Below are 24941 nucleotides of genomic sequence, written 5' to 3' on the forward strand. Positions count from 1 at the left end.
ATTATACCACGAAATCGCAATCAACCGCCTGTTAATAAACAACTATTACATATTTTCTACACCTGAAAATGCCATTGTGGCCGCGCCGATAAACGCCGCCAGTCTACGCCGGCAATCAACCATTCCCACTGCGATAGCGCTAACTCGACACACGCCGCATCCTGCCTCGGCCAGACAAACCGCCCCTGATGCAGGCGGCGTTGACATAACCACACCCCCGTGCCATCCCACAGCAAGACCTTGATGCGATTGCCCGCGCGATTGCAGAATATGAACGCCGAACCCGCGCAGGGCGGGTGACCCAATACCTGCTGCACAATCATCGATAAGCCATCCATGCCGCGACGCATATCCACCGGATCGACCGCCAGCCAGATCTTACCCGCGTGCGCAATCAACCCAGACATGACAGCAATTCTCCCAGCCATCGCGGGGAAACGCTCAGTGGTAATTCCAGCACATGCGTACCGCGACAGCGAAGCTGCAATACTTCCACTGACGCCGCTGTCGGCTTGATCGTAACCGGAATCAAGGCTGGCAGCTTGATATCATCGCGCCCACGCCGGTGAGCGCGCAACCAATTCCCAAACGTCTTCGCATTCAACCCGAGCGCCCGGCAATAGGCTGCCTGCGACAAACCGCTCGTTTGCCAGTTGCTGATATGCTTTTGCTTATCATCCTGTAATGCCATGGCTTATCCTCCTGTAAGGTAATGCAGAGGAGAATAATCCAGAAAATTGTGATTGCGTAGATGGGAGCGTTGGACGGTTACGTTCGTTCCAGGTTTCCCTGCGCTGATGACGATTGAGTGGGTTATAGCAGGTAATGAATTCCTGCAAATCCTCAAAGCGCAATGGTTTTTTCTTTAAAGTGTGATGAATATTGGTGCGGTAATCGTAATACCACACTTCCTTCGTCCATGGTTCTTTACTGGCTTCGCGGTTATCGAAGAACAGCACGTTCGCCTTCACGCCGTTGGCGTAAAAAATACCGGTAGGCAGTCGCAAAATCGTATGCAGATTGGTGGTTTCCAGCAATTTCTTGCGTACCGTCTCACCCGCCCCGCCTTCAAACAATACCTTATCCGGCACCACCACTGCGGCGCACCCGGTAGTCTTCAACATGGTGCGGATATGCTGCACGAAATTGAGCTGTTTGTTGGATGTCGTTGCCCAGAAATCCTGCCGGTTGTAGGTCAGATCGTCTTTTTCCTGCTCGCCTTCATCATTGGTAAAGCTCATCGAACTCTTCTTGCCGAACGGTGGATTCGCCAGCACGTAATCGAAGCGGCGTCCGGCATCCGCCACCAGCGCATCGTTAGGGGAAATCATACTGTCGCCATCGATCTCGCCAATGTTATGCAAAAACATATTCATCAAGGCGAGGCGGCGTGTATTGGCGACAATTTCATTGCCGTGAAATGTTTCGTGTTTCAGAAATACTTTTTGTGTTTTGTCCAGCGCATGCTCGGCGACCAGAAAATCATAAGCCGCCAGAAAAAAACCGCTCGTGCCGCAGGCTGGGTCAGCAATAGTCTTTCCCGGTTCTGGCCGCACACATTGCACCATCGTTTTGATCAAAGCGCGTGGCGTGAAGTATTGTCCCGCACCGGACTTGGTATCTTCCGCGTTGCGCTCCAGCAAACCCTCGTAGATGTCGCCCTTCACATCCGCGCCCATCGTCACCCACTGCGTTTCATTCACCATGTCAATCAGGCGATACAACTTGGCCGGATCCTGGATTTTGTTCTGCGCCTTAGTGAAAATCTGCCCCAGCATCCCCGACTTGTTGCCCAGCTCGCGCAGCAGCGTCACATAATGCACCTCCAGCTCCGCACCACGCTTGGCTTTCAGGCTCTGCCAGTTGTATTCCGCGGGAATGCCCACCTTGCGGTGATACGGCGGCTGGCTGTATTCATCCGCCATTTTCAGGAAAATCAAATACGTAAGCTGCTCCAGATAATCGCCATAACCCACGCCATCGTCTTTCAGAACTGTACAGAAACTCCAGACTTTGGAAATGATGGAAGCTGTTGCGTTCATAGATATTCTCTAACAATAGATACTTCATCCCGGTTATGGATCGACAAATTTAGCTGTGGAGGTTTCATGAGAAACTCTGGAGGTATAGGGGTCGAGCTGTGGAGGTATCGCAAAAGTTAAAGCGCATAAATTTATACGCTCTGGCGCATAAACTGACTCGCAATATAAGCAAAAACTCTATTAACACTTTGTTCTATTAGCCGATTATTCATTGAAGAAATGCTTAAGAGATTTATGCGCCTAGATCATCCAGCGCCAAAACTAAGTAGCGTACTTCCACACCGTTTGCTCAATTTACGGGCGATTGCAGTTGAGCCACCCAACCCTTACTGACCAATACATGCATTGCAAGCTCAATTTGGCGCGGAGTGAATTGCCGTTTACGCTCATTCCAAGCATAGGTATGGTTTACCACATCATTTATAGAGTTAACGGTTTCATTTTTCATAATCCAATGAACCGTGGACAGCAATTCCAAACCAAAGGGCGACTCGAAACCTTCGACCAGCGCTGATACCTTATCAAAACGATCACGAGTATCGGGGTGTTGCTGAAGAAATGCGGCAGCATCTTCCACGGCTCCAGGCACCAATTGCAGTGTTTTATCCGGCGCATCACCACCGTCCGCATAGCCCGACACAAGATGCCCCTCAATAGCATTAAGCACATGACGCAGATTTTCGGCATAGGGACCGTAAGCTGCTTTCTGATACTTCAATTTAAGTGGCTCACCCGCAGCTTGCATGAAATACATCAGTTTGTGAACTTCCAGCAAAGTAACGTAAGGGTCCAGCAAGCCGCCGAGGTAACGTCTCATCAGCTCGACCAATGCAGCTCTGCCCGCTGTCATTTTAGGCACTTCCCGGTTATGCACCATCTTTTCAGCTGCTGGCGCACTTTGGGGGCCGTAGATCATCACACGCAAATCTGTTAGTGGTTGCAATACAGCCTCAATACGTGGTTTAACATCAGTCCAATCAAGACCACCCAGCCCGCTACCCAGAGGTGGAATAGCGATGGACTTAATGTCATACCGTTGTATGGTTTCAACCAGCGCCCTGAGTCCTGCGTCAATATCGTCCATACGGCTTGCACCACGCCAATGGCGCTTGGTAGGAAAGTTAATGATATATCGCGGATTCGCCAACTGTCCGGTTTCAAACACAAACATCTTGCCGGGTTGAACTTCTTTCTTTTTACACGCCGCTGCATAAGCCAGGAAATTCTGCGGAAAAGCCTTCTTGAATTGCAGCGCGATGCCGCGCCCCATCACACCGACACAATTCACCGTGTTGATAATAGCCTCGGCATTCTCGCGCAAAATATCGCCTTGTTTGTATTCAATCATCTTGGATTGTCTCTCTCAGTAATACCAATCGGTCTTGATGTTGACCGTTGGCCGATGGCCGACAGTGGGCAACGCATTGACCACCTGCTGATAAACTTTCTGTGTCTGTACACCAACACACTCAACCAGGTGCCAGGGAAAATTGTCTTCGAGCAAGAATTCGGCCTGTTTTCCCTCCTTGCAGGATTGCCAATCTCTGGCCTGAACTGCTTGCCAGTTTATATCATGTAAGTGATTCAAATCGCAACGATCTTCAAAGTAACGCGCCCCCGCATTGGAAAGGGTAAAAGCCCAACGTTTCTGATTCTGCTCTGCCCATACCACACAGTCGTGAAGATCAGCTTGCAAATGAAGAATCGGTTCTTGCCCGCCGCGATAATCCAATTCAGGATGGTTTCCCTGACAAATCAGATACAACATGACCGAACGCGGGCAAAAATAAAATGGAACGCAGTCGCCCACGTGCAAATCCGGATAACTGGTGAGCGTTAACTCTTTGAGCCGCCGCTCTTTGATGCGACTCATGCCAATAGCGGTTCCCGCCGGCACCCGCACAAGCACCTGAGCATCGCACCACAAACAACCATCCGCGATGATTGACGGCAAACGGTCAAGATGCACGATATGGTATATTTTGGGGTGTGCGGGCATTGCCATTTCACAATCTCCGTAATTACAGAATAAGCAACAGCGTCACGGGGTGGATCTTCCAGACCTTCGAAACGATGAATGCGGTTGCGTTCATAAGCGGCCTTTTTTGTTGTTTGGTTGCGCCGCTTTTTCCGCCCGGATACGCGCCAGCAATTCCGAGGCAGGTTCGTCGTTCGGATCTTGTGGCACCAGTTGGCCGGAGAAAGCTTTTTTCAGGATGGACTGGCGGAGAGCTTCGGCTTGTTGTAGGGAAGTGGTGATGGTTTGGTCGAGTTGGTCGGTTTCGGAAAGCTTATATTCAAGTGCAAGCAGAATTCTCGCTTGCTCATTAATTGAGCAAATGGGAACTGCCATTCTTGCTAGTTTCTCACCCGTTAGGTGTTTGATAGTGGTTCCAGTAAACATTTTCTCTAGTCTACGATTTGATGCGCATAACTCAAAATACATCTGCACAAAAGAAGAATTCATGGAATCGGCAAAACGTACTCGGTGCAGTGCTTTTTGAATTTGCATATCCTGACCAAGCTCTTTCCGCCACACCGCACAACGACCGGGTTCACCGCCTTCACAGATAACCAAGTCACCATCTTTCAAACCGAATCGAACGTACTCAGATTCTTCAAATCGCATTTCAAGCAAGTCATCAAGGGAGAACTTTCCCCAACGCACATTGATGTTTCTCAGATATGGTTTTAGCTCCCCTTTGTTTTTCTCCTTATCCAACATTTTTCCCAGAATTGATTCCAGGCAAACGTCCCCCATCAAAAACCACCCCCACCCCTCCGGCAATTCGGGCAACTCGGCCAGTTCTTCGGCTGTGAGTGATGGCAGGGATTTCGGGGCTTTGGGTTTGCTACCTTGCTTTCCGGTGGCTTCCCAGTCGGCGAGTTGTTGCTGGTGGCGTTGCGCTCTCTCCTGCTGGATGCGCTTGAGCAAGACAGCGGCGGTTTCGAGGGGTTCGTCATTCCCACCCCCCATTTCGTCATTCCCGCGCAGGCGGGAATCCATGTCGTTCAAAGGCTGGGCCCCCGCCTTCGCGGGGGCGACGGATTGTTTGGCACGACGCTGTTCGCGCCACTGCGCGGTGAGCTTGCCCTCGAAGGCGTGTTTCAGCAGCGACTGGCGATACACTTTGAGCTGCGCCTGGGCGGTCTTCAGGTTTTCGATGCCCTTGTCCAGCTCGGAAAACAGTTCTTCGATTTTGGCGACGATGCGGTGTTGTTCATTCAGAGGAGGCAGCAAAACAGTTTCATCATAAGCATGATTCCTGTTCAAGCCCGGTATAGCAGTTGATGCTTCTAGTTTCGCCAAATTTAGCGATCTGAACAAAGTAACCGTCCAACGCTCCCATCTACGCAATCACAATTTTCTGGATTATTCTCCTCTGCATTACCTTACAGGAGGATAAGCCATGGCATTACAGGATGATAAGCAAAAGCATATCAGCAACTGGCAAACGAGCGGTTTGTCGCAGGCAGCCTATTGCCGGGCGCTCGGGTTGAATGCGAAGACGTTTGGGAATTGGTTGCGCGCTCACCGGCGTGGGCGCGATGATATCAAGCTGCCAGCCTTGATTCCGGTTACGATCAAGCCGACAGCGGCGTCAGTGGAAGTATTGCAGCTTCGCTGTCGCGGTACGCATGTGCTGGAATTACCACTGAGCGTTTCCCCGCGATGGCTGGGAGAATTGCTGTCATGTCTGGGTTGATTGCGCACGCGGGTAAGATCTGGCTGGCGGTCGATCCGGTGGATATGCGTCGCGGCATGGATGGCTTATCGATGATTGTGCAGCAGATATTGGGTCACCCGCCCTGCGCGGGTTCGGCGTTCATATTCTGCAATCGCGCGGGCAATCGCATCAAGGTCTTGCTGTGGGATGGCACGGGGGTGTGGTTATGTCAGCGCCGCCTGCATCAGGGGCGGTTTGTCTGGCCGAGGCAGGATGCGGCGTGTGTCGAGTTAGCGCTATGGAACCTCTGATTAATTCCCCGCAAGTAATATAATTCTGCATCAAACTTTTTCGAGAAGCTCTTCATGAAACCTTACCAACAGATGAGTTTTGCTGATGCCGAATACGCCAATAAGGGCAAAGTCACGCGCCGCGAGAAGTTTCTCGATCAACTTGATGGATTATTGCCTTGGCAGGCTATGATTGATGTTATTGAACCACACTATGTGCCAGGCAATGGGCGTGTATCTCGCGTCAATTATCTTGGCCGCTTTGACGACAATTATGATGGCCGGTTGAGTTTATTAGCTACTTCATGATTTTTTCTGGTTTTTCCTCCTATAACTTTCACTGTCGATTTCGATGATGGTTGCGTGATGGATGATCCGGTCGATGGCGGCAACAGTCATCATGGTGTCGGGGAAGATTTGATCCCACTGGCTAAAAGGCTGGTTTGAAGTAATGATGAGACTTCCGCTTTCATAGCGATGGGCAATGAAGTCAAACAATACTTGTGTTTCCGAATCGGTCTTTTTGACATAGCCGATATCATCAACGATCAGTACACGGTATTTATCCAGCCGCGTCATGGCGGACATCAAGTCCAGTTCTTTCCTGGCTTGCTGCAGGAGTTGAACGAGTGCGGTAGCTGATATCCACTTGACGCGGATGCCTTGTTCAATCAAATGCAACCCCAATGCTGCCGCCACATGTGATTTGCCGACACCGGAGGGACCGATCAGCAACACATTGTCTGCCTGGCTCGCCCAGTAGGTATTGTCGCGCAGCGTGATGATTTTTTTCTGAGCGGCTTGAGGCAGTTCGGTCAGCGCCAGAGTGGCAAAGCTTTTGCCGCGCGGCAGTTTGGCTTCATGCGTCCAGTTGCTGATTCTGCTTTGGAAGCGCTGGGCGACTTCCTGTTCGCACAGGGCGGCGAGATATTGGCTGTAGCTCCAGGCGTGTTCTGCGGCTTGATCCTGGAAGTGCCGGTAATGCTGGCCAAAGGCAGGGAGTCTGAGTTCCTTGAGCATCAGTGGGAGCGATTCAGACATGAGCTGCCTCCTTGCGTTGCCCAGTTTCCGCTGAGGAGTTGATCGTAGGTATCCGCAGTGTGTTGTTTAATTGGGATGTCCGGCTGCGGCGCATGCTGCCGCAGAAATCACTTTTGCAGTGTTTGCAGTTCAGGTAGCGGATGTTGTTGCAACAATTCAGCGGCCAACTGGCTCTCGCAATCATAGTCGTAGGCAAAACGCAGCACCGATACCATCCATTTGCAAGCGAGTCCGGGATCAAATTGTTGTTGTACCCGCGCCCACAGCTGGTGATACTGTGGCGTTGGCAACAGATCATCCCGCAGCCGGGAAAAGCGAAAGGCTTGTGGCTTTGCCGCCAATGCATGAATCACATGACGGTAATCGATGCGCCGGGCGCGTCCTTCTGGCGCTTTCGGATACGCGCGCGGTAAGGTAATGACCGGTGTTTGGCCGACAAAGCATTCCAGACGATCGTGATAGAGATGAACCCGGATGTTCTCGCCAATGAGTCTGGATGGCACACTGTAGAGTCCCCGTTTGACCGCTATGGTGCTACTGGTGGTCACTTTGACGGTCAGTTCACTGAAGTCCATGAAGCGGTAGCGTGGCAGTGGCTGGAGATGCGATTGCTCTTCCGCCAATCGCCCCCTGCAGCGCAGATTGAGCTTATCGACGATCCGTTCAAGAAAACGGCGGTAGGCGCCCACACTTTCGAAATCCGCAGATCCCCGCAGTTTGATCGCCTGCTCAATCCGGTGTTTGAGCGAACCATGGGCATTTTCTACGGCGCCATTTTCATGGCTGACGCCCAGGTTATTGACCGTAGGCTTCATGCCATAGTGTTGACACAGCGCCGCATAAGATTGCGTGAGTTCTTGTTTTTGGCTCGCATTGACGTATGCGGCACTCAGGCTGTCGGTGCGATGTTCCCTGGGCACGCCGCCCAGTTTATGCAAGGCGGTCTGCAATCCATCGGCCAACGCACTATAACTTTCCCCGCCCCGGATGATATGAACAGCACGCCAATGACTATAAGCCAGACGAAACTGATACAGCAGGTGATCAAATGGTTTGCCTGCAATCGTAATTGCCGTACGCGGCCAGGTAAAATCGGACAACCCCTGGTGCCCGGCAGGTACCGACTGGCAAAACATGACCGCCTTACCGGGACCTTGCGTTGCCCGCCAGTGTTTTACACGGCGCTGCAAGCTTCTGAGCAATTTCTCCGGGTATTGGCCGGGATATCGATCATCCAGGTACTCCCAAAGCGTAGTCCCGGTCAGTTCAGGTTCCCCGTACAGCAATGGAACCAATTCGGTCTCCCAAACCAGCGCAAAAGGATCCTGGCGCGTGCGCCATTGCCGTTGCGACTTCTCCACCCGCACACCCTTCTCAATCCTGCGGCCACTGCGGATACTTACCCCCGCTTTCGCAGCCGCTGTCTCCTGACCATGCCCTATCTGACGATTCTTCATATAAATAGCTTCCTGTTGATGAGTGATATGTTTTCCAGGCAAGTTCTTTCTCCTTATATAGAAAAGAACTCATACTGATACTTTCACTCAACTGGTCAAGATAATTGTCGTCAGACCGGACAGGTTAATTGTCGTCTAATAGGCGTGGCCGCAAACCATTTGCCTTGGAATTGATGCTGCGCGCGCATGTTGCGCAAATTATCTACAACTATTCCGATCCGGGCATGGAAGATGCGCTGTATGAGATTGAATCACTGCGCCGTTTTTGCGGCATTCGTCTGGAAGCCGTGCCGGATGAAAGCACCATTTTGCAATTTCGGCATTTACTGGAAAAACACGGGTTAATGGATCAGATCTTCCAGGTCATCAACCAAACGCTGGGTGAGCGTGGGTTGTTCTTGAAAGCCGGCACCATCGTCGATGCCAGCCTGATTGCCGCGCCGACTTCAACCAAAAATAAGAGCCGGTCGCGTGATCCAGAAATGCATTCCAGCAAAAAAGGCAATCAATGGTTTTTCGGCAGCAAGTTTCATATCGGCGTCGATCATGAAACCGGGTTGGTGCATACGCTCAAAGTAACCTCGGGGCATGTCAGCGACGTTGCCGAAGCCGCCGCCCTGCTGCATGGCGAGGAACAGTTTGTTCATGGCGATGCCGGATATCAGGGGCTGGATAAACGCCCGGAGATGCCGGCGGAAAGCCCTCCAGCCTGCGTGATCGCGATGCGTCCGGGCAAACTGGCCAGGCTCACGAAAGACGATTCCGGGGCGGCTCAACTACTGCGCGGTGCCGCCCGTGAGCTGGCGAAACGCCGCGCCAAAGTCGAACACGTGTTTCGGGATATCAAAATCCGCTTTGGGTATGCTAAAAATCGCTATCGCGGCCTGGCCAAAAATGCGGCCCGTTTGACCTTCCTGACAGCCATTGCCAACGTCATCCGTGGTGATGCTTATGAACGTCGATGTCTTGTTGCGTCTGAAATTTGAAAACAAGCCAGTAAATGAGCTTGTTTCCAGAGAGGAACGGCTGTTTTCATAAAAATCAGCGTCACTATTTGAAGTAGTGGTCAGTTTTTGAGTGACTGCCGTTCAGAATGTTTGTTTTTCAGAGGTTCCCTATCGCAGTGGGAATGGTTGATTGCCGGCGTAGACTGGCGGCGTTTATCGGCACGGCCACAATGGCATTTTCAGGTGTAGAAAATATGTAATAGTTGTTTATTAACAGTCGGTTGATTGCGATTTCGTGGTATAATTCATCTCATGAATTCACTGGCGCAACTGGATCAACTCAACCTCGATACGGCCACCAAACAACAGGTGGTCAATCTGGTTCAGGCATTTCAGCTTGATCTGACCCAGCAAACACAGCAGACAGTTTATGCGCTGGAACTCAAGATTCAGGCGCTCACCCTGGAATTGGCGCATCTGCGCCGTATCCGATTTGGCAGGAAAAATGAAGCGTTGTCTGCCTTGTCACCCAGGCAGCTTTCTTTGTTTGAAGAATCGGCGCTGACCGATATCACGGCCATTGAGGCTGAAATCGAACAGATCAACAGCACACCAACCCCCAATGCCACCAAAGTGCCGCGTACCCGCGCCGGTCGTCAGCCGCTGCCAGATCACCTGCCGCGCATCGAACACCGGCATGAACCCGCATCCTGCCAATGTGACCGATGCGGTTGCGATCTGACTAATATCAGAGAAGACATCACCGAGCAGCTTGACGTGGAACCCGCCAGATTCTTCGTTCATCGCCACATTCGCCCACAGTACGCCTGCAAATCCTGTGAAACCATCACGGCAGAACCCGTGCCACCGGCAGTCATCGATGGCGGCATGGCCGCCCCGGGCCTGCTTGCCTGGGTGATGACAAACAAATACCTGAATCACCTGCCACTTTATCGCCTGGAGCAGATTGCTGCCCGTGACCAGGTCACGCTGCCCCGTTCCACCCTGGCCGAATGGGTAGGCCGTACCGGCGTAGCCCTGCAACCATTGGTCGATCGCCTAACCTGGCATCTACTGCAGGGCAACACGCTGCATGCCGATGAAACACCAGTTGCACAATTGGAACCCGGTCGCGGCAAAACCCGTAAAGCCTACCTGTGGGCCTACCGCAGCAATGATCTTGAACCCGGGCCGCGTATCATCGTCTTCGACTATCAAGCTGGCCGTAGCGGTCAGCATGCGCGGCACTTTCTGCAAAATTGGCAAGGACACCTGATGGTCGATGACTATGCTGGGTATAAAGCACTTTTTTCCACAGCCACATCGCCTTGCGTCGAATTGGCGTGCTGGGCGCATGCGCGACGCAAATTCTTTGACCTGTACCAGGCCAATGCCAGCACGATGGCATTGGCAGCGATACAGCGCATCAGCGTCTTATACGCAATCGAAGCAGAAGGCAAAGACCTGAGCATCGAAGATCGCCTGCAACTGCGGGCAGACAGAAGCCTGCCCGCACTGCATGCATTGCATGACTGGCTGATGCAAACCCGTAGCCAGACCGCAAATGGCGGCGGCTCCGCCAAAGCACTCGACTATACCCTCAGACGCTGGCCAAGCCTCATCCGCTACGCACAAACCGGCTTTCTTCCGATCGACAACAACCCGGTGGAGAACACCATACGCCCGATTGCAATCGGCAAAAAGAATTGGCTATTCACCGGATCGGAACGTGCCGGTCAACGCGCCGCTGCCATTCAAACCTTGTTCGGTACCGCGCAACTCAACAAACTCGATCCCGCCGCATGGCTTGCAGACACACTCGCCAAACTACCCACCTGGCCCAATAACCGCATCGATGAATTGCTGCCGCTCACACCAGCGTTCATTCAATCACTTAAACAGCAGGAAAGATAGATGGGAGCGTTGGACGGTTACTGAACAAATAGCAAGAAAACTTCAAGTAAAGGTTTTTATCATCCCGTACATAATAGGTGGTATCAATCGGCCAGGGATTGTCTGTCGAGTAATGTACTGAACCCGCCGCTCCTTTTCGCCCAATGATTATCGCCGGACCTTCAATCAGGTATTGATCGTGCATTCCTACAATGCCGCTGGAACCGTAAACAGGGTATATCCCATCAGCAGCCCTTGCACCTTTGATCAGGGATTTCCCATATTCAAAAGTATACAAATCACCAAGTCGTGTCGAAACCCAACCAGCTGGTAAATTAGCTGCAGAACTATTCATCACACCACCAAAACCTCATTTAATGAACACAAAACTACGCAACGGCAAATCCCCCCTTGCCCCCCTTTTTCAAAGGGGGAAACTGGCGCGTTGGTTTGTAGCTTCCCCCTTTGAAAAAGGGGGATCGAGGGGGATTTCATAGTCTTTCCTTCACCATTCCGTCTATCACATTCAATACCGCATCCGTTTCCAATAAAACTTGTCGATTATCAAACCGCAAAACACGCAAACCTAAGCTCGCTAATGCTGCATCACGGTCTTGATCCTTTGCTTGGTGTTCAGCTTCAGAGTGTTGACTACCATCAAGTTCAATCACCAGCTTCGCTGCCGGGCAGTAAAAATCCACAATAAATGCTAGCAATGGTTTTTGCCGATAGAACTGCACATTTTGTATTTGCTTGCGTCGAATACGCTGCCACAAAACTTGCTCGGCATCGGTCATGTCGGTTCTGAAGATGCGCGAATTTTCCTTAAGGAACCTCTGAAAAACAAACATTCTGAACGGCAGTCACTCAAAAACTGACCACTACTTCAAATAGTGACGCTGATTTTTATGAAAACAGCCGTTCCTCTCTGGAAACAAGCTCATTTACTGGCTTGTTTTCAAATTTCAGACGCAACAAGACATCGACGTTCATAAGCATCACCACGGATGACGTTGGCAATGGCTGTCAGGAAGGTCAAACGGGCCGCATTTTTGGCCAGGCCGCGATAGCGATTTTTAGCATACCCAAAGCGGATTTTGATATCCCGAAACACGTGTTCGACTTTGGCGCGGCGTTTCGCCAGTTCGCGGGCGGCCCCGCGCAGTAGTTGAGCCGCGCCGGAATCGTCTTTCGTGAGCCTGGCCAGTTTGCCCGGACGCATCGTGATTACGCAGACTGGAGGGTTTTCTGCCGGCATCTCCGGGCGTTTATCCAGCCCCTGATATCCGGCATCGCCATGGACAAACTGTTCCTCGCCATGCAGCAGGGCGGCGGCTTCGGCAACGTCGCTGACATGCCCCGAGGTTACTTTGAGCGTATGCACCAACCCGGTTTCATGATCGACGCCGATATGAAACTTGCTGCCGAAAAACCATTGATTGCCCTTTTTGCTGGAATGCATTTCTGGATCACGCGACCGGCTCTTATTTTTGGTTGAAGTCGGCGCGGCAATCAGGCTGGCATCGACGATGGTGCCGGCTTTCAAGAGCAACCCACGCTCACCCAGCGTTTGGTTGATGACCTGGAAGATCTGATCCATTAACCCGTGTTTTTCCAGTAAATGCCGAAATTGCAAAATGGTGCTTTCATCCGGCACGGCTTCCAGACGAATGCCGCAAAAACGGCGCAGTGATTCAATCTCATACAGCGCATCTTCCATGCCCGGATCGGAATAGTTGTAGATAATTTGCGCAACATGCGCGCGCAGCATCAATTCCAAGGCAAATGGTTTGCGGCCACGCCCATTGCCTGGCGCATAGTGTGGTTCAATAACATCAATCATAGCCTGCCAAGGCAATAACCCGTCAAGTTGATCGAGAAACTTCTCGCGGCGCGTGACTTTGCCCTTATTGGCGTATTCGGCATCAGCAAAACTCATCTGTTGGTAAGGTTTCATGAATAGCTTCTCGAAAAAGTTTGATGCAGAATTATATTACTTGCGGGGAATTAATCAGAGGTTCCTTAAGTTTTGGGTTGTAGCGTTCCATTAAATCCCCCTCAGTCCCCCTTTTGCAAAGGGGGAAGACAACCAGCGCAGCACCTCCGCTTTTAGTTCCCCACTTTGAAAAAGGGAGGCTAGGGGGGATTTGCATCACGCCACCAACACTTCATTCAACTCGTCCAACAACGGCTCCATCCTTGCACCAAACAGCTGATGCATCCTGCCCAGCCCACCTTGACTGTCGAACGGCGACATTTCCAGATCATCGCGCTCGATGTGAAATGAGTTAGCAACATGATCGCGGATCATGTGCAGCCAGTTCATTTGTTCTTCGTTGAACTTCTCGCCGCTGCCGGCGTGGTGTTGCATGATCCAGCTTTGGAAGTTACGGCGCACGGTGTCGTCGAAGGTGGATAATCGCTCATCCATGCCGCATACGCGGCGGATCAGCGCAACCACTGCGGTGAGTTCGTTGACCGGTTGTGCGCCTTTATAGTCATCTAATTGACTATAGGCTTGCCACACGCGCAGTGGCGCGAGTTTGGGTTTGTCGGTTTTGAGTTTATCCAGCACTTGGCGGATCAGGGCATAGCTGAGTTCACGCCTGCGATACGGTTGGCTGAAAAAGATGGTCAATGCGGCAATACTGTCTTGATTCGCTGTCAGGTAATCGGCAAATTCACCGGTTAAGGCTTGCGCGTTGCTCGCGGCGTCCTTGTCCCATTCGGCACGCAACACGGTGTCAATGTTGTCGTGATCGATGGTTTGTTCCTTGTCGCGGCGGATGGATTCGATGAGTTCTACCAGTTCGCCATTTAATACTTTCGCGGCTTCAGTTACTAATTGCTGTTGCGCCTGCTGCCGTTTGTCATCGCCGGGATCTGCGCCGATGGGGAGCTTTGCCAGTTCCAGCGCACGGGCTTCGATGTTGTCGGCATCGATTGCGTTGAATAATTTGCCGACCAACTGGGTGAGTTCCATGCCGCCGGAGAATTCTCGTATGCGGCGCTGGTCATCGGTATCGAGCTGTTTGTTGAGCCGCGCCAGCCGCCCGGCAAGCGAACTTACGGTGTCTTCATCGGTTGCGCCCATCATCACAGACATCGCCAAATTCTTCAGCGGCACGGTAGGTTTGGTGATCAGCGGCTGGCTGGCGGTCTTGAGCGATTGGGTGACGCCTATGGCATCCACGATGACATAGTGTGTTTTGGCGCTGACGGCGGAGGGCGTGACTTTTTTCAGGTCGTCTTTATCCAGCGTGCGCGTGCCGCGCCCTTTCATCTGCTCGAAGTAGTTGCGGCTTTTCACGTCACGCATGAACACCAAACATTCCAGCGGCTTCACATCGGTGCCGGTGGCGATCATGTCCACGGTGACGGCGATGCGCGGGTAATACTCGTTGCGGAACTGCTGCAACACGGACTTGGGGTCTTCGTCGGTTTTGTAGGTGAGCTTTTTGCAGAAGGCATTGCGCTCGTCGAATTCCTCGCGCACGGTCTGGATGATGTCGTCGGCGTGGCTGTCGGTTTTGGTGAAGATCAGGGTTTTGGGCACCTCGCGGCGGCCGGGGAAGATTTCCGGCAGCTTGTCGCGGAAGGTGCGGATGACGGTGCGGATTTGATCCGGATTAACGATGTTGCGGTCCAGTTGCGTGGCGGAATAGGCTTCGTCTTCGTCCTGCTGTTCCCAGCGCTTCCTGCGCGTGAGTTTTTCGCGTTTCTCCACCTGTTGCCTGGCGGCGATCTGCGCACCTTGCCGGGTGATCTGCGTTTCGATCACGTAGACTTCATTGCCGACATTGACGCCATCGGCCACGGCTTTCTCGTGGCTGTAATCGCTGACTACGTTTTTCTTGAAAAAACCGTAAGTTCGATTGTCCGGCGTGGCGGTTAAGCCGATCAGGCTGGCATCGAAATATTCCGGTACTTGTCGCCATAAGTTGTAGATGGATTCATGGCATTCATCAATAAAGATGAAGTCGAAAAATTCCGGTGGGATTTTTTCGTTGTACACCACGGGCATCGGTTCTTTAGGCAACTTAAGTTCAGCCGGGTTGACCTCTTCGGCGGCTTCGTCCAGCTCGCTGCCCTTGAGGATGGAATACAGGCGCTGGATAGTGCTGATGCACACTTGGCTGTCCTTGGCGACGAAGGAAGATTTGAGCCGTTGCACGTTGTACAGCTCGGTGAACTTACGGTTATCGTCGATCGGCACGTAAGACATCATTTCCTGCTCAGCCTGCTCGCCAAGATTTTTGGTGTCAACCAGAAACAGAATGCGTTTTGCATCCGCATATTTGAGCAGACGGTAAATAGAGGTGATGGCGGTGTAAGTTTTGCCCGCGCCGGTCGCCATTTGAATCAGAGCGCGCGGGCGGTCGGCTTTGAATGAGTCTTCCAAATTGGTGATGGCGATTTCCTGGCAATCGCGCAGGCACAATTCTTTTGCAGGAAGATGGTTTGGGTTCAGCGGCGGAATGTGGTGCAAACGTTTGCGCAGACTTATATCTTGTGCAATCCATTCATTGAGCGTTTCCGGGCGGTGGAAGCAGAACACCTCGCGCGAACGCGGCTTGGGATCGCGGGCATCGGTAAACCGGGTAATGATGCCGGTACTCTGGTAGAGAAAAGACAATGGTTCTTTGTTTTTAATCCACTTAAACGTAGCTGCTGCGTAGTCTTCAGTTTGTGCTTCATGGGCCGTGAGCCGTTGCCCTTCTTCCACACGCTTGGCTTCGATTACGCCGATTGCTTTTTTAGCAACGAACAGTACGTAATCCGCCGGGCCGATATCCGTCTGATACTCACGCACCGCCTGACCTAATCCGGCATTCAGGTCGATCTTTTTGGCCGACTGGATAACCCACCCTGCTTGCCTGAGCAGTGCATCAATGTTGTCGCGGACTTTTTGTTCGGGATTCTGGTTTTCAGTCATCGTTAAAGTATACAGAAATCACCGACCTTAGCTAATTCCAGCCATTCATGCTACGTATCCGGTTTTAATTGAGCGGAAAAGCGTAAAACGCTTGTCACTGCTCCCGCGCAGACAATACGGCACATTAAACAAGTGAGCCAAATCTTGGTGGCAGGGCAATCAGGCTCAATATTTCAATCAGGCAAAGACATCGACATCCGACTGATTACGGCCAGATTAAAAATTGATACGCACACCGACCATCGCCGAGCGAGCGGGCAGAGGTGCGCGATTTTTGAGGAATGATGTATGGCGGCGGGCTTCTTCATCCAAGAGATTAGCTCCGCGCACGAACAAGCTATAATTTCCGGCTTTCCAGTCGAACGCATACTCCATTTGAATATTCAGCATGGTGTAAGCCCCTGTTTCCGTTTCCAGTGAGGCAATCCGATTTTGCTTATGTACGTGCATCACATCGATCATGCTACGCCAAGGTCCCTTTCCATAATTGAGTGCACCACCAAAACGCAGGGGCGTCATTCTCGGAATGGGTTCACCACCAGCAAGTCTGCCACGCGTGTAATCCGTCCACAATCTTAAGTCAAGCTTGCCACGACGGTTATTCAATAGCTGTGCTGTAGTTTCAAATTCGACCCCCATAAATCTGGCTTTTTTCTGATGATACGTCAATAACAACAAGCCATCGGTTGCAAGCGCACCATCTGAATTGACTCGATCGGCTATGCCATCGCCCATCAAATCTACCTCACGCAGAAAAACAAAATCGTCGATTAAATTAGCAAATAAATTTAATGTCCATTCAAAACGACCTTCGCGTTTACGCATAAATACATCCAGATTATTGGATTTTTCCTTCTTCAGAGAAGCATCGCCTATTTCATAAGAACCGGTCGCCAGATGCGGTCCGTTAGAAAACAATTCCTCCAGCGCAGGAGCACGTTGTGTATGCGAAAGATTTCCACCTAGCGAATACCCATCAAAAAATGTCCAGATGGTTCCGCCAGCGAGACTGACTGCCTGATGTTCCACCGATAAACCATCTTCGCGGCGTCTGGCAGATTGACGTTCATAACGCCCCCCCAGCTCAAAATGCCAGCGATTCAGGCTCAGCTTTTCCAGCGCAAAAGTGCTGACAGCTTCTGCCTGTGAATCTGGCACGAAAGCTTCTTCTCCCGAGGTAGCAAGCTGACGATGTTGATACTGCATTCCTAACGCACCATCCCAACCTGCCAATGGTTTGTGCAATAGCTCAGTACGTCCCTCCCACTCGCGATTCAATAATAAAGTACCCACCTCCCCACCTTCAAACTCCGTATGCGTGTGATTGTTATACCCCCAGCGTGTTTTCGCCATGCGGAATCCCGGCAAAGGATCATTCAACCCTCCTTTGATATCAAAACGGGTCTGGCGCTGCCTGATCGTCACCACCTCCGGGTCTTCACCCGGCACACCATAACGATTGCGGAGCCGGTTTACCGCCACGCCCAAATAGCCGCGCTCCCTAATATAGGAAACACCACCTGAAAAATTTTCAGTTTGGATCGCACTGTTTTTCAATACGCCCTTGCTGGATCCAGGCTCCGGGTCGACAGCTGCAAATTTCGGTATGTCATAATCCCCGGTATCCCGCTTCAAGCCGTCCAGATGAAAAGCAAAGTCGCCACGACCCGCATTCAAGCGAAATGCACCGGTAAAATCATCTGCAACCGAATTGTAATGCCCATACAAATCACCACTAATTGCTTCCGGAACATAGTCAAGAATGCGGCGATTCACAATATTGACCACCCCGCCGCTGGCACCAGAGCCATACATCAAGGCTGAAGGTCCGCGAAAAATCTCGATTTGATCAGCAAATAGTGGTTCCGCCGCCACCGCATGATCCGGGCTGATCGTGGAAACATCCATGGTGCCAATGCCATCCTCCAGCACTCGTACTCGCGCACCCGTCAAACCCCGAATGACCGGACGCCCGGCTCCCGGCCCAAAATCACTACTGGAAACACCCAGTTCCTGCGATACCGCTTCACCAATATTGCGCACATCCCGGGTCAATAGCCTTCCCCGCTTTAAAATGGATGCTGGCTGAGCTATATTTACCGTTTTTCTACCCAGCGGGTCTGCCGTTACAGTTACAGGTTGCAGCGTTAAAGCAGGTAAGGTTTCCTCTGCCAAAACAGATGAGCAGAACCCTGCAGTCACAGCTAACCAACTAAAAAAAATTCTGAATAATTTCATTTTCTGCAGATCGATGATTCAATATTGATATGTTATATCATATCTGCTATTACTTTACCATCACGTTCAGTTTTTACCGTTCATTAGCAACCTGAATTATCAGGATTGGTGGCTGACAATACCCCTACCCTGGCTTGCCATCCACCCTTGCTTGCCAGAAAATGGGAGCAAACTTACCGACCCACAACGTGAAACACGCCAGCCATACGCCACCAGCCATCAAGTAAAACCAGGGCGATCCGGAAAAGAATGTTGGCAGTATTTCCGGAAAAATTCTAAATATAACGGCCACCTGAAACCCAAGAAATAACAGCCAGGTATAACTATCCAGCTCCAGTGGTCGGCCTGAGTGGCCAAGCGTTACGCGGGACGCCATCCCCAGCACCATACTGGCGAAATAACCTATCACCAGCATATGCAAAGGTGCCAATCCAAACCAGTAACGCTGGCCCTCGTCGGTTGACCATAGCAAAAAACTCTGTAACGAAAACAGAAGCATCGCCCAACCCAGCCAGGCAAAGGCAATATGCAATACCGCCAGCAGACGCACCGAAAAACTGCGAGCAAATCCCCAAACGTAACTTAGATAGAAAGTGCAGACTGCCAGCAGAAAATCACTTATCCAAGCGTATTGTTCAAAGCCAGCAAGATGTAGCAGTCCATGCAAAACTGAGCAGGCCAGCATTATCCACAACAAATAAAATGGACGGATAACCGTATAATTTTTCAGCACTCTGCTTGAGAAAAAAGGAATCATCCGATGCGAAACAGCCATCAGAATAGGCAGCAGAAATAACCATATGCCTGCCTGGCGCGAAAAATTCAGAAAAGCAGTTGATTCGGTCAGTAGCCAAAGAGTGTAAGCGGCCAAACCCAGCCAGCCACCGACGAACGCAATTGCACAAACCCAGGCATGGCGTTTATCTCCACCTGGGGCAGTCAGCAACACTTTAAACAAAGCAAAAATAGCTATCCACCAGCCTAGCAACAGCAGCAATGGTCCTAGAAAAACAAAGGGGGTGCCATAAATTAGCCCAGCATAGAACACCAGAGTACCCAATGCCATTAAGACACAAACCGTTATATAGTGAAACGGCTTGATTTTCTCTCCATTCATCCAGTTGGGGAAAGTCGTAAATAGGAACCCAATAATAAAGAAAGGAAAAAAAGTATAAACCATCAAAAAAGCATGTACCCAGACCGATGCAATCTGCCCATTCAACCCAGAAAACCCATCAATTAATCCGGATCGGCTGAGCAGATCCGCATTCCACCATAAAAAAGTCAACACACCTTGGATAGCGCCCATTAAGAATAGCCCACGATGTGGCGCCGCAAATAGTTGTCCCCAGAGTACTGTTAAAGAATTCATAAAATCCCGGTTTGTCCTGTTGAAAGTAATCACAGCGAGAAATGGCTGACCCAGCCAACCGACTGGGTCAGCCAGGTAATTTTTAATCGAAGCTGTTATTTGCTATGATAGCGCGATGTCTAATTCTACCGCTTTTTGATGCTGAACATTGACTTGCACTGTCACTCTACCGCTTCTGACGGGGTACTCTCCCCGGAAAAACTGCTAGTGCATGCCGCTTCACTTGGGGTAAACGTACTCGCCCTGACCGATCACGATGCCGTTAGCGGACTTGACGAGGCAAGGAAAACCGCTGATCGGGAGGGTATCACATTCATAAATGGCATTGAGCTTTCCGTCACTTGGCGGAATCGCACGCTGCACATTCTTGGTCTGGACATTAATCCAGATTATCAACCGTTACTTGAAGGATTGCACGATGTCTGTGAGCGCCGGACTGAACGCGCTCAAAAGATTGCTGCTGAGCTCGGTAAACATGGCATTTCAGGTAGCTATGAAGGCGCCTGTTCTTATGCTGGTGAAGGAAGATTAATTGGACGAACACACTTTGCTCGTTTTCTGGTAGCGCACGGGTATGCGAAGGACGTCAAAACTGTATTCAAGAAATTTCTCGTTAAAGGCAAACCCGGTTATACGCCTCATGAATGGGCCTCCTTATCACAAGCAATAGACTGGATTCGCAGCAGTGGTGGCCGGGCAGTCATCGCGCATCCTGCCCGTTATCAGCTGGGGAAAAATCTGCTTGACCAATTATTGGATGAATTTAAAGTACTGGGTGGCGCTGGCATTGAAGTTGTTTCCTCCAGTCACACCTCTGAACAAGTCAAACAGTTTGCGCAACTTGCCATCAAAAAAGGTTTATTTGCTTCCTGTGGCTCCGATTATCATGGACCAAACGAGAGTTACTTTAATCTGGGGAAATTACCCCAAATACCCGCAGAATGTATCCCGATATGGCACGACTGGGTGCTGCCAGCAAGCTAAACCCGGTTCTGACCCGCAACCTAAAAAACCGAGACCAATACTCTATGGCCCAGTTCTTTTCAATCCACCCGCAGACACCGCATTTACGGTTAATTCGTCAGTCAGTCGATATCATTCGCCACGGTGGAGTCATCGTCTATCCGACTGATTCGTGTTATGCACTTGGCTGTCAGCTTGGCAACAAGGATGCCATGGAACGGATACGCCTGATTCGTGATGTCGATGAAAAACACCATTTCACACTGGTATGTCGCGATCTGTCGGAAATCGCCACTTATGCTAAAGTTGACAATGCCCAGTATCGTCTTCTCAAATCCACTACCCCGGGAAGCTACACCTTCATCCTTACCGCTAGTCGCGAGGTTCCCAGGAGATTGCAGCACCCCAAAAGACATACAATTGGTTTGCGCATTCCTGACCACCCTGTTACTCATGCGCTTTTGACTGAACTGGGTGAACCCATATTGAGCTCGACTCTGATTTTGCCCGGTGACGAATTGCCGCTGAATGATGCACAGGAAATACGGCAACACCTCGAACACCAAGTTGAACTCATTCTCGATGCCGGCTCGTGCGGAACAGAAATGACGACTGTTGTCGATTTAACTGGCAATAGTCCCGAAATTACCAGAACCGGCAGAGGATCTGTAATACCCTTCGAGAATACCCATGGATAGCATAATTCAGGGTATTGCCATCTACGCGCTGCCGGTCATTTTCGCCATCACCTTTCATGAAGCCGCGCATGGGTATGTCGCTAAACGCTTTGGTGATCTAACGGCTTACGAGGCTGGACGGGTCAGTCTCAATCCAGTCAAACACATTGACCCAATGGGTACGATCGTTGTCCCGCTGATTATGTTCGTCACCAGTAAACTGATGCTGGGCGGTGGAATACTTTTTGGCTGGGCCAAACCGGTACCAGTCAACTTCAATCAACTACGCCATCCTAAACGCGATATGTTATGGGTAGCCGCTGCCGGCCCAGGTGCAAATCTGTTAATGGCCTGTTTCTGGGCGCTGATTATTAAACTGGGGATAGGGCTTCCCGAAAGCATCTATATTAAACCCATGGTTTTGATGGGAATCGCGGGAATCGAAATTAACGTCATACTAATGATCTTGAACTTGCTACCGCTGCCCCCACTCGATGGCGGCCGTATCGCCGTTAGCCTGTTGCCAGAAAAACTGGCCTGGAAATTTGCCCAAATTGAGCCCTATGGGATGGTAATTCTGTTGACCTTACTAATCACCGGCACACTGGGAGCCATTCTATGGCCATTGATCACATTGACAAAACAGGCGATTGTTGTTCTTTTTGGTTTATATATATAAATAAATGCTTACCACACCACCTCTCGGGATCACTATCTTCATTATCAGGCCATTGTTTCATACATTTTCAAGATTAAAGGTCAGAAAAAATGTTCGCTGATCGTGTACTTTCAGGAATGCGCCCGACAGGAAACCTGCATCTGGGACATTATCATGGAGTGTTAAAGAACTGGCTGACACTTCAACAGCAGTACGATTGTCTTTTTTTTGTTGCAGACTGGCATGCGTTAACAACGCACTACGACTCACCCGATATCATCGAGCAGAACGCCTGGAATATGATCATCGACTGGCTGGCCGCAGGCGTCGATCCCTCCAAGGCCACTTTATTTATTCAATCCAAAATTCCGCAACACGCAGAATTATATTTGCTGCTGTCCATGATCACTCCGCTTAGCTGGCTTGAGCGCGTTCCAACTTATAAGGATCAACAGGAAAAACTGACCGAAAAAGATCTAAGTACATATGGATTTCTCGGTTATCCCCTTTTGCAAAGTGCTGATATTTTGATCTACCGTGCCAACCTGGTACCCGTTGGTGAAGACCAGGCACCTCATCTGGAATTTACGCGTGAACTATGTCGCCGCTTTAATCATATTTTTGGCAAAGAACCTGGTTTTGAAGAAAAAGCGGCACAGGCAATTAAAAAACTGGGAACAAAAATATCAAAGCTCTACCGGGAACTGCGTGCCCGCTATCAAGAGCATGGAGATGAAAATGCTCTGGCTGAAGCCAGATCCTTGCTGGAAGAACAGCAAAACCTGAATGCGGGTGATCGTGAACGCCTGTTTGGCTATCTTGAAGGGAGCAGTAGATTAATTCTGCCAGAACCACAAACCTTACTGACGCAAACAGCAAAAATGCCGGGGCTGGATGGACAGAAAATGTCCAAGTCCTACGGCAACACCATTGGTTTACGCGAAGAACCCGATAGCGTTACCAAAAAAATCCGTACCATGCCAACTGACCCTGCGAGGGTACGCCGCAGCGATCCTGGTAATCCACTGAAATGCCCTGTCTGGCAATTTCACACACTTTACTCCTCAGTTGAAATACGAGATTGGGTTCAGCAAGGCTGCACTACTGCCAGTATCGGCTGTCTTGAATGTAAGCAACCCGTCATCGACTCCGTTCTGGCAGAACAGGCACCTATTCGTGAACGTGCCAGAATCTACGAGGAAGATCCCGCATTAATGCGCAATATTGTTGCCGATGGATGCGAAAAGGCCCACAAACTTGCCGAAGAAACCATGCGTGATGTTAGAGAAGCGCTGGGATTAAATTACCTGTAATCGTCATTACCAGTCTCTTGTCATCACATCAAGCCAATCTATTAAATCAAGCTGCTACTGTCGATTATTGTGTGAAAATCGATGGGAAACTGCTAGAGGCGATTCCTCACGACTTATACATCCCGCCAGAAGCGCTGGCAGTTTATCTTGACAATTTCGAGGGTCCACTTGATCTGCTGCTCTATCTGATACGTAAACATGATTTCAACATATTGGATATTCCCATGGTCGAGCTCACCCGGCAATACATTGCCTATATCGATGCCATGCATACTGACCAATTTGAACTCGCGGCAGAATACCTGTTAATGACAGCATTGCTGATTGATATCAAGTCACGTTCATTGTTGCCACAACCCGCTGCTATCCAGGACGAGGAAGCTGATCCTCGTGCAGAACTGGTGCGTCGGTTACTGGAGTATGAGCGTATCAAACTTGCCGCAGCACGCCTGGAGTCCCTCCCCGTAGCAGGCAGAGATTTCATGCCGGCGCAAGTATGGATTGAGTTACGGGATAAAAAAATACTTCCCGTTGCGACCCTTGATGAACTACATCTCGCCTGGATTGGTCTGCTTGAAAAAGCCAGAGTCAATCGTCACCATGCCATCCAGTATGAGGCAATATCCGTGCGTGCATGCATGAGTGAAATCCTGCGGCGATTACAAATAAACAACATCATCCCGTTTTCCGAATTATTTGATGGGATAATTACAGTCAGTAAACTGATCGCCAGTTTTCTTGCGCTACTGGAGCTGGCAAGAGAATCGCTAATTACTATTTCACAATCAGAAAGTTTTGGAACAATTCATGTGTGCTCTACCCAGCCCGACACAACCAGTTGACGCCATCAAAATACTCGAAACAGCCTTGTTGACCAGTCAGATACCTTTGTCAATCACACAATTGAGAAAACTGTTTGACGGTAAAACAGATGCCCATAATCTGCTCAATTTACTAAAGTTATTGGCTGAAAAATGGCAGGATAGCGGGCTAGTATTGATTGAAGTGGCAAGTGGCTGGCGATTCCAAACCAAACCAGAAATGGGTATTTTCCTGGAACGACTCAATCCACAAAATCCCCCACGCTATTCGCGTGCCGTCATGGAAACTCTGGCTGTAATTACTTATTTACAACCAGTCACACGAGGAGATATCGAGGCAATTCGCGGTGTTGCCGTCTCAAGCACAGTTATAAAGACGCTGGAATCGAGACGATGGATAGAATCAGTTGGCCAGCGGGAAGTTCCTGGCAGACCGTTACTGTATGCAACTACCCAGTATTTTCTGGATGACTTCAATTTACAGCGCCTAGATCAATTACCTCCATTAGAAAACATGGGGCAATTAGACATTACGACAGCGACAACTCTGTTTAATGCACAAAATCTGCACCAGGAACAGATCGATAATCAAGTTTAAATTTTAATTATTTTCGGAGAGACATTC

General features: G+C 50.4%; 23 protein-coding genes and 2 pseudogenes. 11 read left to right on the forward strand and 14 right to left on the reverse strand.

The annotated features are described in order from the left end of the window. Positions 1-56: 56 nt before the first annotated feature. The 6 genes and pseudogenes from tnpB (IPG31_06420) to IPG31_06445 all read right to left on the reverse strand — a co-directional run bounded on the left by tnpB (IPG31_06420) (position 57) and on the right by IPG31_06445 (position 5352). Positions 57-407, reverse strand: coding sequence for an IS66 family insertion sequence element accessory protein TnpB (gene tnpB, locus IPG31_06420; protein MBK6618003.1), 351 nt, complete (start codon positions 405-407; stop codon positions 57-59). Beyond that, on the reverse strand, positions 395-691 hold the full coding sequence (locus IPG31_06425; GenBank protein ID MBK6618004.1) for an IS66 family insertion sequence element accessory protein TnpB: 297 nt from the start codon (positions 689-691) through the stop codon (positions 395-397). Before IPG31_06425 ends, tnpB (IPG31_06420) begins: the two co-directional genes overlap by 13 nt. A gap of 85 nt (positions 692-776) precedes the next feature. Then, positions 777-2042, reverse strand: a pseudogene (locus IPG31_06430) (SAM-dependent DNA methyltransferase). 289 nt (positions 2043-2331) lie between these two features. After that, complete coding sequence (locus IPG31_06435) at positions 2332-3390, reverse strand: macro domain-containing protein (protein ID MBK6618005.1); 1059 nt, start codon at positions 3388-3390, stop codon at positions 2332-2334. Between the two features lie 15 nt (positions 3391-3405). Continuing rightward, the gene (locus IPG31_06440; protein ID MBK6618006.1) at positions 3406-4047 is read right to left on the reverse strand and encodes a DUF4433 domain-containing protein; all 642 of its coding nucleotides are present in this window, start codon (positions 4045-4047) and stop codon (positions 3406-3408) included. An 84-nt stretch (positions 4048-4131) separates the two neighbouring features. After that, positions 4132-5352, reverse strand: a complete 1221-nt coding sequence (locus IPG31_06445; GenBank protein ID MBK6618007.1) for a hypothetical protein — start codon at positions 5350-5352, stop codon at positions 4132-4134. Between the two features lie 100 nt (positions 5353-5452). Here IPG31_06445 and IPG31_06450 point away from each other — a divergent pair, with 100 nt between their 5' ends. Genes IPG31_06450 through IPG31_06460 form a run of 3 tightly spaced genes read left to right on the forward strand, consistent with a single transcriptional unit; the run spans position 5453 to position 6309 of the window. Continuing rightward, entirely contained in the window at positions 5453-5749 is a 297-nt protein-coding gene (locus IPG31_06450) for an IS66 family insertion sequence element accessory protein TnpB (protein ID MBK6618008.1), read from the forward strand. Then, on the forward strand, positions 5737-6021 hold the full coding sequence (tnpB, locus tag IPG31_06455; protein MBK6618009.1) for an IS66 family insertion sequence element accessory protein TnpB: 285 nt from the start codon (positions 5737-5739) through the stop codon (positions 6019-6021). Before IPG31_06450 ends, tnpB (IPG31_06455) begins: the two co-directional genes overlap by 13 nt. Before the next feature lie 54 nt (positions 6022-6075). Beyond that, positions 6076-6309, forward strand: a complete 234-nt coding sequence (locus IPG31_06460; GenBank protein MBK6618010.1) for a hypothetical protein — start codon at positions 6076-6078, stop codon at positions 6307-6309. Here IPG31_06460 and IPG31_06465 read toward each other — a convergent pair. Together IPG31_06465 and IPG31_06470 are read right to left on the reverse strand one after the other, a co-directional pair. Continuing rightward, complete coding sequence (locus tag IPG31_06465; GenBank protein MBK6618011.1) at positions 6304-7041, reverse strand: ATP-binding protein; 738 nt, start codon at positions 7039-7041, stop codon at positions 6304-6306. The two genes, IPG31_06460 and IPG31_06465, sit on opposite strands and share 6 nt — an antisense overlap. Beyond that, positions 7020-8498, reverse strand: a pseudogene (locus IPG31_06470) (IS21 family transposase). Before IPG31_06470 ends, IPG31_06465 begins: the two are co-directional and overlap by 22 nt. 128 nt (positions 8499-8626) lie before the next feature. Between IPG31_06470 and IPG31_06475 the strand changes: the two are divergent. Both IPG31_06475 and IPG31_06480 read left to right on the forward strand, forming a co-directional pair. Continuing rightward, on the forward strand, positions 8627-9484 hold the full coding sequence (locus tag IPG31_06475) for an IS5 family transposase (protein ID MBK6618012.1): 858 nt from the start codon (positions 8627-8629) through the stop codon (positions 9482-9484). A 273-nt stretch (positions 9485-9757) separates the two neighbouring features. Next, a complete protein-coding gene (locus tag IPG31_06480) occupies positions 9758-11359 on the forward strand; it encodes an IS66 family transposase (protein MBK6618013.1) in 1602 nt (533 codons plus the stop codon). Here the strand turns inward: IPG31_06480 and IPG31_06485 are convergent. From IPG31_06485 to IPG31_06510, 6 genes are all read right to left on the reverse strand, one after another. Further along, a complete protein-coding gene (locus IPG31_06485) occupies positions 11340-11693 on the reverse strand; it encodes a restriction endonuclease subunit S (GenBank protein MBK6618014.1) in 354 nt (117 codons plus the stop codon). The genes IPG31_06480 and IPG31_06485 overlap by 20 nt on opposite strands. Positions 11694-11829: 136 nt before the next feature. Further along, positions 11830-12189, reverse strand: a complete 360-nt coding sequence (locus IPG31_06490) for an endonuclease domain-containing protein (GenBank protein MBK6618015.1) — start codon at positions 12187-12189, stop codon at positions 11830-11832. Between the two features lie 107 nt (positions 12190-12296). Continuing rightward, on the reverse strand, positions 12297-13277 hold the full coding sequence (locus IPG31_06495) for an IS5 family transposase (protein MBK6618016.1): 981 nt from the start codon (positions 13275-13277) through the stop codon (positions 12297-12299). Positions 13278-13490: 213 nt separating this feature from the next. Continuing rightward, positions 13491-16274, reverse strand: a complete 2784-nt coding sequence (locus tag IPG31_06500) for a DEAD/DEAH box helicase family protein (protein MBK6618017.1) — start codon at positions 16272-16274, stop codon at positions 13491-13493. A 216-nt stretch (positions 16275-16490) separates the two neighbouring features. Continuing rightward, positions 16491-18512: a TonB-dependent receptor gene (locus IPG31_06505; protein ID MBK6618018.1), complete on the reverse strand. Its 2022-nt coding sequence runs from the start codon at positions 18510-18512 to the stop codon at positions 16491-16493. A gap of 124 nt (positions 18513-18636) precedes the next feature. Next, a complete protein-coding gene (locus IPG31_06510) occupies positions 18637-19884 on the reverse strand; it encodes an NnrS family protein (GenBank protein MBK6618019.1) in 1248 nt (415 codons plus the stop codon). 138 nt (positions 19885-20022) lie between these two features. Here IPG31_06510 and IPG31_06515 point away from each other — a divergent pair, with 138 nt between their 5' ends. The 6 genes from IPG31_06515 to scpB all read left to right on the forward strand — a co-directional run bounded on the left by IPG31_06515 (position 20023) and on the right by scpB (position 24914). Continuing rightward, entirely contained in the window at positions 20023-20868 is an 846-nt protein-coding gene (locus IPG31_06515) for a PHP domain-containing protein (GenBank protein MBK6618020.1), read from the forward strand. 44 nt (positions 20869-20912) lie between these two features. After that, positions 20913-21545: a threonylcarbamoyl-AMP synthase gene (locus IPG31_06520; protein MBK6618021.1), complete on the forward strand. Its 633-nt coding sequence runs from the start codon at positions 20913-20915 to the stop codon at positions 21543-21545. Continuing rightward, a complete protein-coding gene (locus IPG31_06525; GenBank protein MBK6618022.1) occupies positions 21538-22203 on the forward strand; it encodes a site-2 protease family protein in 666 nt (221 codons plus the stop codon). Before IPG31_06520 ends, IPG31_06525 begins: the two co-directional genes overlap by 8 nt. A gap of 89 nt (positions 22204-22292) precedes the next feature. Beyond that, positions 22293-23495, forward strand: coding sequence for a tryptophan--tRNA ligase (locus tag IPG31_06530; protein ID MBK6618023.1), 1203 nt, complete (start codon positions 22293-22295; stop codon positions 23493-23495). A 17-nt stretch (positions 23496-23512) separates the two neighbouring features. Beyond that, a complete protein-coding gene (locus tag IPG31_06535; protein MBK6618024.1) occupies positions 23513-24337 on the forward strand; it encodes a segregation/condensation protein A in 825 nt (274 codons plus the stop codon). Next, positions 24303-24914: an SMC-Scp complex subunit ScpB gene (gene scpB / locus IPG31_06540; protein MBK6618025.1), complete on the forward strand. Its 612-nt coding sequence runs from the start codon at positions 24303-24305 to the stop codon at positions 24912-24914. The genes IPG31_06535 and scpB overlap by 35 nt, the downstream gene beginning before the upstream one ends. Positions 24915-24941: the final 27 nt, after the last annotated feature.

Source organism: Nitrosomonas sp., assembly GCA_016703745.1.
In the GTDB taxonomy this organism is placed as follows: Bacteria; Pseudomonadota; Gammaproteobacteria; order Burkholderiales; family Nitrosomonadaceae; genus Nitrosomonas.

Coding starts and splice junctions, on each gene's coding strand:
- tnpB (MBK6618003.1), bottom strand. CDS start 407: ATGTCTGGGTTGATTGCGCACGCGGGTAAGATCTGGCTGGCGGTCGAT.
- IPG31_06425 (MBK6618004.1), bottom strand. CDS start 691: ATGGCATTACAGGATGATAAGCAAAAGCATATCAGCAACTGGCAAACG.
- IPG31_06435 (MBK6618005.1), bottom strand. CDS start 3,390: ATGATTGAATACAAACAAGGCGATATTTTGCGCGAGAATGCCGAGGCT.
- IPG31_06440 (MBK6618006.1), bottom strand. CDS start 4,047: ATGGCAATGCCCGCACACCCCAAAATATACCATATCGTGCATCTTGAC.
- IPG31_06450 (MBK6618008.1), top strand. CDS start 5,453: ATGGCATTACAGGATGATAAGCAAAAGCATATCAGCAACTGGCAAACG.
- tnpB (MBK6618009.1), top strand. CDS start 5,737: ATGTCTGGGTTGATTGCGCACGCGGGTAAGATCTGGCTGGCGGTCGAT.
- IPG31_06460 (MBK6618010.1), top strand. CDS start 6,076: ATGAAACCTTACCAACAGATGAGTTTTGCTGATGCCGAATACGCCAAT.
- IPG31_06465 (MBK6618011.1), bottom strand. CDS start 7,041: ATGTCTGAATCGCTCCCACTGATGCTCAAGGAACTCAGACTCCCTGCC.
- IPG31_06480 (MBK6618013.1), top strand. CDS start 9,758: ATGAATTCACTGGCGCAACTGGATCAACTCAACCTCGATACGGCCACC.
- IPG31_06485 (MBK6618014.1), bottom strand. CDS start 11,693: ATGAATAGTTCTGCAGCTAATTTACCAGCTGGTTGGGTTTCGACACGA.
- IPG31_06490 (MBK6618015.1), bottom strand. CDS start 12,189: ATGTTTGTTTTTCAGAGGTTCCTTAAGGAAAATTCGCGCATCTTCAGA.
- IPG31_06495 (MBK6618016.1), bottom strand. CDS start 13,277: ATGAGTTTTGCTGATGCCGAATACGCCAATAAGGGCAAAGTCACGCGC.
- IPG31_06500 (MBK6618017.1), bottom strand. CDS start 16,274: ATGACTGAAAACCAGAATCCCGAACAAAAAGTCCGCGACAACATTGAT.
- IPG31_06505 (MBK6618018.1), bottom strand. CDS start 18,512: ATGAAATTATTCAGAATTTTTTTTAGTTGGTTAGCTGTGACTGCAGGG.
- IPG31_06510 (MBK6618019.1), bottom strand. CDS start 19,884: ATGAATTCTTTAACAGTACTCTGGGGACAACTATTTGCGGCGCCACAT.
- IPG31_06515 (MBK6618020.1), top strand. CDS start 20,023: ATGCTGAACATTGACTTGCACTGTCACTCTACCGCTTCTGACGGGGTA.
- IPG31_06520 (MBK6618021.1), top strand. CDS start 20,913: ATGGCCCAGTTCTTTTCAATCCACCCGCAGACACCGCATTTACGGTTA.
- IPG31_06525 (MBK6618022.1), top strand. CDS start 21,538: ATGGATAGCATAATTCAGGGTATTGCCATCTACGCGCTGCCGGTCATT.
- IPG31_06530 (MBK6618023.1), top strand. CDS start 22,293: ATGTTCGCTGATCGTGTACTTTCAGGAATGCGCCCGACAGGAAACCTG.
- scpB (MBK6618025.1), top strand. CDS start 24,303: ATGTGTGCTCTACCCAGCCCGACACAACCAGTTGACGCCATCAAAATA.